General features: G+C 44.3%; 14 protein-coding genes and 3 pseudogenes. All 17 read left to right on the top strand.

What is annotated here, in order from left to right:
- Positions 1–42 precede the first annotated feature (42 nt).
- Positions 43–402: a response regulator gene (locus GN277_RS00075; protein ID WP_159748812.1), complete on the top strand. Its 360-nt coding sequence runs from the start codon at positions 43–45 to the stop codon at positions 400–402.
- 53 nt (positions 403–455) lie between these two features.
- Positions 456–857, top strand: a complete 402-nt coding sequence (gene flgC, locus GN277_RS00070) for a flagellar basal body rod protein FlgC (protein WP_159756215.1) — start codon at positions 456–458, stop codon at positions 855–857.
- A 39-nt stretch (positions 858–896) separates the two neighbouring features.
- A complete protein-coding gene (gene fliN, locus GN277_RS00065; protein ID WP_159748810.1) occupies positions 897–2342 on the top strand; it encodes a flagellar motor switch protein FliN in 1446 nt (481 codons plus the stop codon).
- A 20-nt stretch (positions 2343–2362) separates the two neighbouring features.
- Entirely contained in the window at positions 2363–2713 is a 351-nt protein-coding gene (gene fliO, locus GN277_RS00060) for a flagellar biosynthetic protein FliO (protein ID WP_159748808.1), read from the top strand.
- Positions 2713–3369, top strand: a complete 657-nt coding sequence (gene fliP / locus GN277_RS00055; RefSeq protein WP_159748806.1) for a flagellar type III secretion system pore protein FliP — start codon at positions 2713–2715, stop codon at positions 3367–3369. Before fliO ends, fliP begins: the two co-directional genes overlap by 1 nt.
- Before the next feature lie 17 nt (positions 3370–3386).
- Positions 3387–3647: a flagellar biosynthetic protein FliQ gene (locus GN277_RS00050; protein WP_159748804.1), complete on the top strand. Its 261-nt coding sequence runs from the start codon at positions 3387–3389 to the stop codon at positions 3645–3647.
- 16 nt (positions 3648–3663) lie between these two features.
- Positions 3664–4384: pseudogene (locus GN277_RS00045) on the top strand (flagellar biosynthetic protein FliR).
- Positions 4385–4443: 59 nt separating this feature from the next.
- Positions 4444–4731, top strand: coding sequence for an EscU/YscU/HrcU family type III secretion system export apparatus switch protein (locus tag GN277_RS29665; RefSeq protein ID WP_244324525.1), 288 nt, complete (start codon positions 4444–4446; stop codon positions 4729–4731).
- Complete coding sequence (locus GN277_RS00040) at positions 4707–5510, top strand: EscU/YscU/HrcU family type III secretion system export apparatus switch protein (RefSeq protein ID WP_244324522.1); 804 nt, start codon at positions 4707–4709, stop codon at positions 5508–5510. Before GN277_RS29665 ends, GN277_RS00040 begins: the two co-directional genes overlap by 25 nt.
- Positions 5507–7590: pseudogene (gene flhA, locus GN277_RS00035) on the top strand (flagellar biosynthesis protein FlhA). Before GN277_RS00040 ends, flhA begins: the two are co-directional and overlap by 4 nt.
- Before the next feature lie 122 nt (positions 7591–7712).
- Positions 7713–8426, top strand: a complete 714-nt coding sequence (locus GN277_RS00030) for a sigma-70 family RNA polymerase sigma factor (RefSeq protein WP_244324520.1) — start codon at positions 7713–7715, stop codon at positions 8424–8426.
- The gene (locus GN277_RS00025) at positions 8407–9153 is read left to right on the top strand and encodes a flagellar hook-basal body protein (protein WP_159748802.1); all 747 of its coding nucleotides are present in this window, start codon (positions 8407–8409) and stop codon (positions 9151–9153) included. The genes GN277_RS00030 and GN277_RS00025 overlap by 20 nt, the downstream gene beginning before the upstream one ends.
- Positions 9154–9225: 72 nt before the next feature.
- The gene (locus GN277_RS00020; protein ID WP_159748800.1) at positions 9226–9936 is read left to right on the top strand and encodes a flagellar hook-basal body protein; all 711 of its coding nucleotides are present in this window, start codon (positions 9226–9228) and stop codon (positions 9934–9936) included.
- 58 nt (positions 9937–9994) lie between these two features.
- On the top strand, positions 9995–10156 hold the full coding sequence (locus GN277_RS29660) for a chemotaxis protein CheC (RefSeq protein WP_244324519.1): 162 nt from the start codon (positions 9995–9997) through the stop codon (positions 10154–10156).
- A gap of 5 nt (positions 10157–10161) precedes the next feature.
- Positions 10162–10308 carry a hypothetical protein gene (locus GN277_RS29655; RefSeq protein ID WP_244324518.1) on the top strand — a complete coding sequence of 49 codons (147 nt, stop codon included), beginning with the start codon at positions 10162–10164 and terminating at the stop codon, positions 10306–10308.
- A 261-nt stretch (positions 10309–10569) separates the two neighbouring features.
- Positions 10570–11051 (top strand): annotated as a pseudogene (locus tag GN277_RS00010) (chemotaxis protein CheD).
- 110 nt (positions 11052–11161) lie between these two features.
- Positions 11162–11461, top strand: a complete 300-nt coding sequence (locus tag GN277_RS29650; RefSeq protein ID WP_244324517.1) for a chemotaxis protein CheW — start codon at positions 11162–11164, stop codon at positions 11459–11461.
- Positions 11462–11836 lie beyond the last annotated feature (375 nt).

Below are 11836 nucleotides of genomic sequence, written 5' to 3'. Positions count from 1 at the left end.
TATAATGATAACAATAACATTAACAAAAGTGAGGTAGAAGAAATGGCAAAGATTTTATTAGTGGATGATGCGGCGTTTATGAGAATGATGTTAAAAAATACGCTGTCACAGGCAGGGTATACGGATCTGATTGAAGCAGAGGACGGTGTAAAAGCGGTGGAGGCTTATACTGCTGAGAAGCCGGATCTTGTATTCATGGATATTACCATGCCGAACAAAGACGGTCTTGAGACATTAAAGGAGATCAAGGCGATGGATCCAGGAGCAACGGTTGTTATGTGCTCTGCTATGGGACAGGAGACCATGGTTATGGATTCCATTAAGTCAGGAGCAAAGGATTTTATTGTAAAGCCATTTAAGCCGGAGCGTGTCTTATCAACTGTGAAGAAGATCCTTGGCTAGTTTAAGGAGGTTAGTATGTCTTTTTGAATTCATTTGATATAAGTGCATCAGGGATGACGGCAGAGAGGCAGCGGCTTGATATTGCAGCAGAGAACATCTCCAATGCTGAGACAACCAGGACGGCCAGCGGGGGAGCTTACCGCCGAAAGATGGTAGTCTTGCAGGAGGTACCGACCACCTCTTTTCGTACCAAATTTAACAGCCTCCTAAACCGGACTGCGTCCAAGGGCGGAGTGAAAGTAACGGAGATTGTGGAAGATCAGAGAGACCTGAATCCTGTTTATAATCCGGATCACCCGGATGCAAATGAGGAAGGCTATGTTATGATGCCGAACGTAGATCTTGTAAAAGAGACAATAGACGGTATGTCTGCGACGAGAGCCTATGAGGCAAACATTACGGCCTTTAATGCCATGAAGCTGATGGCGCAGAAAGCGTTGGATATCGGCAAATAGAAAAAGGGGTGATTTTCCCGGAAGGAGAGAAGGGTTTATATGAATTCAGATTGCTTTAGTAAACTGGAAATAGATGCGATAGGTGAGATACTCAATATCAGCCTTGGTGCGTCGGCAACAGCAGTTTCCACGATGCTGAGTGCAAGGGTAGATATAACGACACCTATTGTCAACATCGTGAAAAAAGAAGAGTTTGAATTAGACAGGGTTGATCCGGCAGTCTGTGTCGAGATTACTTATGTTGCTGGTCTGGAGGGTCAGAATGTTATGCTTCTTAAGAGGCATGATATTAAAGTAATCGTCGAGATGGCTATGGGGATGGAGATTGCGGATGAAGATTTTGAGTTAGATGAGATCAACATCAGTGCAGTCTGTGAGGTCATGAACCAGATGATGGGGGCATCTGCGACAGCGTTGTCTGAATTCTTAGGTAGAGTAGTAGATATCTCCACGCCAATTTCTTTTGAGGTGGAGAATGAGCAGCAGTTTATAGATAAATATTTTATAGATGAAGAACCAAAGGTATTAATTGGATTCACTTTGAAGATTGCAGATAAGTTGGAGAGCGAATTCTTTAATGTTATGCCGATTGCACTGGCAAAGGGACTGGTGGAAGGTTTCCTTCCGCCGGAGGATATTATTCCTTATGTTCCAGGCGGACAGGAAAGCGTACCGCAGGCAGAAGCGCCGACGCCAGCGCCAGTACCGGAACCAGCGCCGGCAGCGAGCGAACCGGCAGCAGAGGCTTCGGGGGGCAAGATGTCTCAGGAGGAAATTGAGAGAATGCTTGCAGGTATGGTAGGCGGAGAGCCAGACCCAGAACCGGCGCCAGCACCAACGCCAGAGCCAGCTTCTGCGCCGACACCAGTAGCAGCAGAGCCCGCACCGACACCAGCGGCAGCGCCAGAACCGGCGCCAGTTCCAGCACAGGCTGCGGCAGCGCCCGTAGCTGAACCGACGGCAGGTGCAGCAGCACAGCCTGCGATGATGCCGATGATGCAGGGGGCAGCACAGCCCATGGTGAGTCCCGATGTTTCTATGATGCAGATGCAGATGATGCAGCAGATGATGCAGCAGATGCAGCAGATGCAGCAGCAGATGCAGGAGCAGAATAGTGCGCCCAAGCCGGTGGCAGCGCCGCCTGAGCCGAAGATGATCCATGTACAGCCTCCAATGCAGCCAAATTTGAAGGCGGATACCGGAATCGTACTGGAGGGCGAACAGGAAGAAAACATGGAACTGATCATGAGCGTGCCTCTGGAGGTTTCCGTTGAGATTGGCAGGACAAAGAAGCTGGTGAAGGATATACTTGACTTTACAAAAGGTTCCCTGGTAGTTCTGGACAAACTGGCGGGCGAGCAGGTAGACTTATATGTCAATGGTCAGTGCATTGCAAAGGGTGATGTTGTAGTTGTGGAAGACAACTTTGGAATAAGAATTACAGAGATCATGAAAGTGAATCTGATTGCGTTAGAGCAGCATTAAGAGAGTAGGGAAGGAAAGATATGTGGAGAGTGATTGCCACCTTTGTTGCGGTAATAGTGATTATATATCTGAGTTATTTGGCCAGCAAATACATAGGCAAAGGGCTGGGCAGAAACGGCAGTTCTCGTTATATGCGCCTGATCGATCAGATCACCCTTGGCCAGGACAGACACATTGCGATTGTGCAGGTGGGTGGAAAATATCTGCTCGTTGGTGTCACGTCAGGCCAGGTCAGTCTCCTGTCCGAGATTTCGGATGAGGATCTGTTTCCTTTGGAGCCGGATGGAGAAGAAGGAGCTGGGAAGATACCAGACTTTAAATCGATGATGGATAAACTGGGTGACATAACGAAAAGAGGAGGTAGAAATTAGTGTACGATTCATTAATCAATGTGAATGGCAATCAGGTTCCTACACTGGATATCCTGCTGATGTTGACAGTCATATCACTTCTGCCCTCTCTTTTAATCATGGTGACGTCTTTTGCAAGAACAGTAATCATTCTCTCTTTTTTGAGAAATGCGATGGGTGTCCAACAAACGCCGCCAAATATGGTATTAGTCGGAATTGCAATCTTTTTGACTTTATTTATTATGGATCCGGTCATTAAGCAGATCAATACAGAAGCTTATACGCCATATAAGAACCAGGAGATTACTCAGGAAGAAGCCATTTCCCGCGCTCAGGTTCCACTGAAGGAATTTATGCTGACGAATACGGAGGAGAGTTCACTTAAGCTATTTGTGGATATGTCGGGGGTGGAGGAAACAGAAAACAGAGTAGATCTTCCTATGACAGTGGTAATCCCATCCTTCATGACGAGTGAGTTGAAAAGAGGATTTACTGCAGGATTTTTGTTATACATTCCATTTCTTTTGATCGATATCGTGGTTTCATCTACCCTTATGTCTATGGGTATGATGATGCTGCCTCCGGCGATGATCTCAATGCCGTTCAAGCTGCTGTTATTCGTAACTGTAAATGGATGGGAGCTTCTGTTTTCCACGATTGTCAATAGTTTCCGATGACGGGAAGGAGTATATAGATGACGAATGGAGAAGTGGCGGACCTGATGTATGAGGTATTCATACTGATTATCCAACTGGCAGGTCCAATGTTGGTGATCAGTATGCTGGTAGGCATCTTGATCTCCATCATACAGGCAGCGACGCAGATTCATGAACAGACGATTACATTTGTGCCGAAATTATTGGTAATAGGTGTCATACTTGTCTTTTCCGGCAGTTCTATGTTAGAGTCATTACAGGATTTTACCACGAAGATCTTTCGGATGATACAAGGCTGATGCGAGGAGTGATGACATGTCGATAGATAATACCGCACAGCTTACCTTATTTTCGCTGATTATGATGCGAATGTCAGGGTTTATCTTAATGAATCCGATATTGGGAAGAAATAATATACCGATTAGAGTTAAGGGAGGATTTATTTTTATCTTAACGATGATGGTATATTCGGCCTCGATGGAAGAGGCGGTAGAGATTGTGAGTACGATTGAGTTCGGATTCCTTCTGATCAAAGAATTTGCGGCAGGATATGTGTTAGGATATGTCATGCACTTGTTTTTTTTTATTGTTAGTTTTGCAGGATATATTATAGACTATCAGATTGGTTTGTCTATGGCTACAGTGTATGATCCCCAGAGTAATGCACAGATGCCTATAACAGGTAGTGTGTATCAGGCATGGTTGATTATGCTTTTTCGCAGTAGACGGTCACCTGGCGCTGATGAAAATTTTGCTGACTTCGGCAGAAATCGTGCCATATGGCGGAATTGTGCTTACCCAGGGACTTGCGCTGAAAATTATTGATATCTTTCTGGAATGTGTGAGCATGGGAGTGAAGCTTGCGTTACCCATGATTGCCGCAGAGTTTCTTGTGGAGATGGGAGTTGGAATCCTGAATAAAGTCGTGCCGCAGATTAGTATATTTGTAATTAATATTCAGATGAAATTAATTGTTGGTCTGGGCCTTTGGCGCTTCTATATGCGCCTGCAGGCGAATTCATCGAGAAGATCATGACAACGATGATGAAGACGGTCCAGGGAATACTGACATTTTTATAAAGGAAGTGAACACCTTTGGCGTCAGATGAAAAAACCGAAAAAGCCACACCTAAGAAGCGAAACGACCAACGTAAGGAAGGTAATGTTCCTGTAAGTAAGGACGTTATCGCGGTCGCTTCGCTTGTAGGGTGTTTCTATTGTATAAAATTATTTTTTCCAACTATTTACCGCAGACTTCGGGAGAGTTTAATCTTTCAGATCTCCTCGGTTGCAGATATCAATGAGCTTTCTCTTGGTAATCTACAGCTTGTAGGTATGAAAGCGGTGGAAACGTTGGCATGGTGTATTTTCCAATTGGTGTAATTAGTCTGGCTATTGGCGTGCTTACCACTGGAATACAGACACGGTTCCTTTTTACTAAGAAGCCGTTAAAATTTAAACTTAGTAAGCTTAATCCGATAAAAGGTATTAAAAATCTGTTTTCTACGAGACAGCTTGTGGAAGTGCTTAAATCGCTTCTAAAGATTATTGTTCTGGCAGTAGTTATATATAGGATTTTGAAGGAGCAGCTTGTAGTAATTGCGCAGATGATGGATATTAATACTATTAGCGTTGCTACGTATGTTCTGAATGAGATTATAAGCATGGTTTTAAGGATAGGGATGATTTTTGCAGCTGTTGCGGGTTTTGACTTTTTCTTCCAGAGATGGAAATATGAAAAAGATATTAAGATGTCCAAAGAGGAAGTCAAGGAAGAATACAAACAGATGGAAGGAGATCCTAAGGTCAAGGGTAAGATTAAGAGTCTCCAGCAGAGCATGGCCAGGAGCAGAATGATGCAGGCAGTTCCGGATGCAGATGTTATTATCCGAAACCCTACGCATTTTGCAGTTGCGCTTCGATATGATATAGACCATGACAATGCCCCTGTCGTCGTGGCAAAAGGCCAGGATTATATTGCTCTTAAGATCGTAGAGATTGCAGAGAACAGCAATGTCACGGTGATTGAAAATAAGCCCCTTGCAAGGGGAATCTATGCTTCGACTCCGCTTGGAGGACAGATTCCAGCAGAGTATTATGGAGTGGTAGCGGAGATACTGGTTGAGGTATTCCGAATGAATAAAAGTTGGTGTAGAGGATGAAAAATATATTAAATAATGCGGTATCATTGATCGTAGTCATGATTGTTCTGCTGTTGATTATACCGTTAAGTCCGTTTTTTCTGGACGTTATGATTATTTTGAATATTGCGGTATCGCTGATTATCCTTTTGATCAGTATGAATATCAAAGAGGCGCTGGAATTTTCTATTTTCCCCTCTCTTTGCTTCTTATCACAACCTTATACCGTATCGGAATCAATATATCTTCCACGAGAAGTATCCTTAGTAATTCAGGTACGGCGGGACAGGTAATCAAATCCATGGGTGACTTTGTTCTCCAGGGAAATGTGGTTGTCGGAGTTGTTATCTTCCTGATTATTGTATTAGTACAGTTCCTTGTTATTACTAAGGGCGCGGAGCGTGTAGCTGAGGTAGCGGCGAGATTCACGTTGGACGCTATGCCTGGTAAGCAGATGGCGATTGACGCTGACTTGGGAAGCGGACTTATCGCAGAGGATGAGGCGAAGGAGCGGCGTTACAAGATTCAGAAGGAAGCTGACTTTTATGGCTCCATGGATGGTGCTACGAAGATTGTTAAGGGAGATGCAACCATGTCCCTGATCATTACGGCAGTCAATTTCCTGGGCGGCTGTATCATCGGTATGGTACAGGGCGGTATGGGATTTGCGGAAGTACTTCAAGTATATTCCATTGCGACCATTGGCGACGGTCTGGTATCGCAGATACCAGCACTCCTTATCTCAACGGCGACCGGTATGATTGTAACCCGTGCGGTTGCGGAAGACAGTCTGAACATTGATGTGACAAGACAGTTCTCAGCACAGCCAAGGTCAATTATGATTGCAGGCGGCGTTCTTGCTATTTTGATTGCAGTTCCGGGGATGCCAAAGCTCCAGCTTTCAGTGATTGCTCTTATAATGATGCTTGGTGGTTTTTACCTCCTTCGTCGTATGCAGTCGTTTGCAGCGGTTCCGGAACAGGGACCAATGGCTATGGGCAGTCCGGGGGTTGCGGAAGCTGATCCGATGAATATAATGGAGGATGAAGAAAATTTCAAAGATATCAACAGCGTATATTCTTTGATCTCAGTGGAGCCAATCGAGATGGAGTTTGGGTACAGCCTGATTCCTCTCGTAGACGAGGCAAGCGGCGGAAGGATGATCGACCGTATCGTAATTTTCCGGCGTCAGTATGCACAGGAGATGGGACTTGTCATTCCGTCCATCAGGCTGCGTGACAGCTCAAGCCTGAACACGAACCAGTATGTTATTAAGATTAAGGGAGAGGAAGTTGCGAAAGGAGAGATTTTGGTAGACTACTACCTTGCCTTAGAGCCGCCGAATCTTGAGAAGGAGATCGATGGAATAGATACCATTGAGCCTGCATATGGTATTCCTAGTAAATGGATTACCGTGGATAAGAAAGAAATGGCTGAGATCTATGGATATACGGTTATTGATCCGTTGTCTGTTATGCTGACACATTTGTCAGAGACTGTGAAGAAGCATGCTCATGAGCTTTTGAACCGTCAGGAGGTTGTACGTCTGATTGACAATATGAAGAAGCAGTCGCCAGGGCTTGTAGACGAATTAATCCCGAATTTGATCTCTTACGGTAACTTCCAGAAGATTTTGACGAATCTGCTGAAAGAAGGTATTCCAATTAAGGATATGGAGACGATCATGGAGACCATTGTAGATTCTTCCATGACGGTGCGGGATTTGGATTCCATTACGGAGAATATTCGTGTTGCGCTGAAACGTACGATTACCAGAAGATTCTGCGAGGGCAACAGCATGAGAGTCGTGACATTGGATGCCGAGCTGGAGAAAAATATTATTACCAGCTTAACAAACGGCGACCATGGCGTATACTTAGCGCTTAGTCCGGATGTGATGCAGAATGTGATTACACAGATGTCTGAGGAAGTAAAGAAATTTCAGGAGCTTGGCCAGACGCCAATTATTCTGACAAGTCAGGTGGTAAGAATCCATGTCTACCGTCTGATAGAGCAATTCTTCCCAGATGTGTATGTGCTGTCGTTTAATGAGATCAGCAACAATATCCAGATACAGGCAGTTGGCAATATAGCGATGTAGAACAAAAATTTAACGGAGTGCAATATGAACACGCAGGAACGGTATAAAGACAAAACGAACGAAGATCTTTTTTAAAACTGTATAAAGAGACGGGCAGCCTGGAAGTAAAGCAGGAGATCGTTATGCGCTATATCTATCTTGTGAAGAAGCATTGCGCTTCAAATGCGGGATATTTATATGAGTTTTCTCAGGTAGATGATATCATCAGCGAGGGCGTTATTGCGATTATGTCCTCCATTGATAAGTTTGATATGGATAAAAATGTAAAATTCGAGACATTTATTTCCAAAAGAATCAAAGGAATGATTATTGATCTTGCCAGAAAGCAGGATTGGGTGCCAAGAAGTACAAGAAAGAGCACTAGAGATATTGAAGAAGCGGTCACAACGTTATATAATAAACTTGGGTATTATCCTTCTGTACAGGAGGTGACAGACTATCTGAACATTACCCCTGAGAAGTATCAGGAGACGATGCGCAAGGCATCACTGTTTAACATTCTTTCACTGGATATGGTATTGGCGGAGGCACAGGGGAATGAGGTTGGAGTGACGCTGCCGCAGGGGGATAAAAGTGAGCAGCCAGAGAGTAAGTTTCTTAAGAAGGAGCTTACGCAGGTTCTGGCGGAAGGGGTCGGTACGCTCAAGGAGAATGAGCAGCTTGTGATCTCACTATACTATATAGATGAATTGAATATGAGACAGATTGCGGATGTGCTGAGTGTCAGTGAGCCGCGTGTCTCTCAGATTCATACGAATGCAATAAAGAAACTAAGGAAACACATGGAGAGATTTAACGAAGAAAAGGAGAGCAGGAATGTTTCAAGGGTATTATGATCTAACTTCTAATATGATCACACAGAACCGTAATCTGAATGTCGTCAGCAACAATATGACGAATGTATCCACTCCGGGATATAAGATGGACAGAATCATGCAGAGTACCTTCCGGGACGAGATGATCTACCGATATGACAGGGATGGTAAGACTGCAGTAGGTATGGTATCACGGATGAACATCGCGGACGAGAGGGTAACGGACTATACAGAAGGAGGTATTCGGGAGACAGGAGATGCTCTGGACGTGGGACTGACCGGCAATGGCTTCTTCGTTATTGATACCGGCGAAGGGCCTGTATATACGAGGGACGGTTCATTTAACCTGGATAATGAGGGATACTTAACCCTGCCGGGAATCGGAAGGGTGCAGGGGACCAATGGAGCCATTCGTCTGACTACAGATAATATCATTATCGATAAACAGGGAAATATCTTCAGCGAGGAGGGAAATCAGTTTTTCGGAACGCTGCAGATTGTAGATTTTGCGGATTACGGTCAGTTGACCAAGATTAGCGGAAGCGTGTTCAGAGCCAATGCACAGCCTCAGGCGGCAGACGGTGGAACCACAGTTACACAGAGATATCTGGAGGACTCCAATGTTTCCATGGCGGAGGAGATGACACGGATGATCAGCAGTCAGAGAATTCTGCAGAGCTCGGCTCAGATTCTTAAGATTTATGATCAGTTGGAAGCAAAGATGGTTACAATAGGTTCTGCAACGTAGGGCGCAGCTAACAGATGACCAGCTACAGGCTGTATATGGCGGTTTGACACGCAGGACAGAGAGGAGAGGCATATGTACACATCATTTTATACTGCTGCAAGAGGAGCAATGGAGGAACAGCGCAAGCTGGATGTAGTTGCCAACAACCTTGCAAATGTGAATAACTATGGTTATAAAGCAAAAACGCCGGTATTTTCGGATCTGATGTATTATAATCTGAATAACTATAACGGGGACGATACCCCGATGAAAGCGGGGACAGGAATCCTTGTAGAACAGACGAAGACGGATTTCAGTCCTAAGGGACTGGTAACGACACAGGGAGATTTCGATTATGCAATCGTTGATTCCGGATTTTTCATGATGAGAAGTCCGATTACCAATGAGATTACATATACAAGGAACGGACATTTCAGTATGTCAAAGCGCGGAGATGAATTCTATCTCGTGAACGATAAAGGGAACTTTGTTCTGGACCAGAACAGTAACCCAATTCAGATTATTGACGGGGAGCTAAGCGGGCAGATTGGAGTCTACGGCTTCAACATAATGGACGGGATGTTAAGTGTCGGAGATAACGAATATGTGCCGTCTGTAAAGAACGGGCAGCCGTTTTTGATGCCAGGTGCAAAAGTGGTGGATCATGCATTGGAGATGTCAGGCGCAAGTGTTTCTGATGATTTTACCCGCATTATTGAGGCGCAGAGAGCGTATTCCTATGCCTTGAAGATGGTTCAGACATCCGATGAGATTGTGGGCACGGTTAATACATTAAGGGGATAGAGAGTGGATTATGGGGATAAAACATATGAAGAAATGAACTATGAGCTGAGATTATTATTTGAAGGAAATCGGCAGTATTGGCGGCGGTAACGCCGCAACAGCCCTATCCAGTATGATAAATGCGAAGGTGAACATGTCCCTTCCCAAAGTGGAGATTCTGGATTTTAATGAGGCGCTGGTCAATGTGGAGATCCGGAGGAAGTGGTCGCGGCTATATTAGTTGAGATGTCGGGAGAATTGGGCGGTATCATGCTGTTCATTCTGACGAAAGAATTTTCTGATGAAATCTTTTTGAGAATGCTGGGTAAGACGAAGGAAGATTTCTTTGAATTAGAGGAGATTGATTCGTCTGTTCTCATGGGAGATTGGTAATATAGTTATTTCATCCTATATTACTGCAATGGCTTCCTGGTGAATATGAGTGTAGAACTGTCAGTTCCGCAGCTTGCCGTGAATATGTTAGGTGGAATTATGAGCGTGCCAATCGCGATGATGGGGCAAATCCAGACAGGATTATTATGATGATAACTGGCAAATTCAAAATAGACGGAAAAGCATTAAATAGTAATATGCTGCTTCTGCCTGATGTAGAGTCTTTAAATGTTCTTATGAAAACTAGGAGTGGAATGATAGATGGAGAAGAAGATATCAGTTGGAATTGCTGATATGAAGATGACGAGACAGGAGGGCATACTGATTACGTATGCATTGGGGTCTTGCATCGGTGTTTCTTTTTATGATCCGATGATTAAGCTAGGAGCGCTTCTTCATATTATGCTTCCTGAAAAGAGCGGTGCGAAGGATGGAAATGTATTTAAGTTCATGGATACAGGTATCCGTGAGACACTTCGCAAACTTACTGCGTTTGGGGGGTCAAAATCGCGGATGGTATGCAAGATTGCAGGTGGAGCCAAGATGTTCGAGATGAAGGGCAATGGAGGTCTTGGGAATATCGGCGAGAGAAATGCACAGAATGTGAAAAGGATATTGATGGCTGAGGGGTTACGTTTACCAGTGAAGATGTCGGGGCAAATTATGCGAGAACCATGCTTTTGGATGTGACTACGGGGAATGTATACGTCCGGTCAGCAGGAAAGCCGGAGAAGATGCTTTAGCTCTTATTTCGGATGAATATTGCGTCGATAGATATACATAGAATGTAAAGGAGTGAGTGTATGGCTAATACAGAAATTTTATTGGAATCTGAACAAATGAAATTGAAGTTATGCAGTTTACCATATTCGGTGAGTTGTATGGAATTAATGTGGCAAAGGTGCTGGAGATTATGATGGCGGATAAAGTTAAGCCAATCCCACATTCCCACGATGCTGTTGAAGGGATCTTTAAGCCAAGAGAGACGCTGACGGTGATTAATCTTCCTAAATACCTGACAGGAGAATGTGGAGATAAGAAGGACAGAGATCTGTTTATCATTACGAATTTCAATAAGATGCACATTGTGATCCGTGTACATTCTGTGGTTGGTATCAACAGGGAGTTCCAGGGAGGCCATCCAGCCGGATAAGGCGCTGACAAACAAAGACGGCGTTGCTACAGGTATCGCCCAGTGTGGAGATAAGCTCTTATTTCAAATTCTACATTGATTTAGAAGATTGTTGCAGAAGTACACCAAAACAGTATTCAAAGTATCAGATATTGACAAACTGGGCGACAGGTTCAACAAGACCAGAGTATTCTTGCAGAGGATTCGATTCTGCTGACCAAGGCAAATCTCAGTTCTCTTTTTCGACAGGATACACTAATCTGTGGCCCTTCAATAATGACGGGAAGCATGGGAATTTCTTGAGAGTATTAGAAGCAGAGCCAGACTTCTATGCAAAAAGAATGGCGTGTTGATTACTTTATTAATTCTTCCCGGAGATGGATGGACATCGTCTGA

Source organism: Sporofaciens musculi (assembly GCF_009830285.1).
GTDB classification, from domain to species: domain Bacteria; phylum Bacillota; class Clostridia; order Lachnospirales; family Lachnospiraceae; genus Sporofaciens; species Sporofaciens musculi.
Note: the sequence above shows the minus strand (reverse complement) of the source record. Positions and strands in the feature narration are given on the sequence as shown.

Bases quoted from the DNA above. Each gene is read 5' to 3' on its own strand.
- GN277_RS00075 (WP_159748812.1), top strand. From the start codon at position 43: ATGGCAAAGATTTTATTAGTGGATGATGCGGCGTTTATGAGAATGATG.
- flgC (WP_159756215.1), top strand. From the start codon at position 456: ATGACGGCAGAGAGGCAGCGGCTTGATATTGCAGCAGAGAACATCTCC.
- fliN (WP_159748810.1), top strand. From the start codon at position 897: ATGAATTCAGATTGCTTTAGTAAACTGGAAATAGATGCGATAGGTGAG.
- fliO (WP_159748808.1), top strand. From the start codon at position 2,363: ATGTGGAGAGTGATTGCCACCTTTGTTGCGGTAATAGTGATTATATAT.
- GN277_RS00050 (WP_159748804.1), top strand. From the start codon at position 3,387: ATGACGAATGGAGAAGTGGCGGACCTGATGTATGAGGTATTCATACTG.
- GN277_RS00040 (WP_244324522.1), top strand. From the start codon at position 4,707: ATGGTGTATTTTCCAATTGGTGTAATTAGTCTGGCTATTGGCGTGCTT.
- GN277_RS00030 (WP_244324520.1), top strand. From the start codon at position 7,713: ATGCGCTATATCTATCTTGTGAAGAAGCATTGCGCTTCAAATGCGGGA.
- GN277_RS00025 (WP_159748802.1), top strand. From the start codon at position 8,407: ATGTTTCAAGGGTATTATGATCTAACTTCTAATATGATCACACAGAAC.
- GN277_RS00020 (WP_159748800.1), top strand. From the start codon at position 9,226: ATGTACACATCATTTTATACTGCTGCAAGAGGAGCAATGGAGGAACAG.
- GN277_RS29655 (WP_244324518.1), top strand. From the start codon at position 10,162: ATGTCGGGAGAATTGGGCGGTATCATGCTGTTCATTCTGACGAAAGAA.
- GN277_RS29650 (WP_244324517.1), top strand. From the start codon at position 11,162: ATGCAGTTTACCATATTCGGTGAGTTGTATGGAATTAATGTGGCAAAG.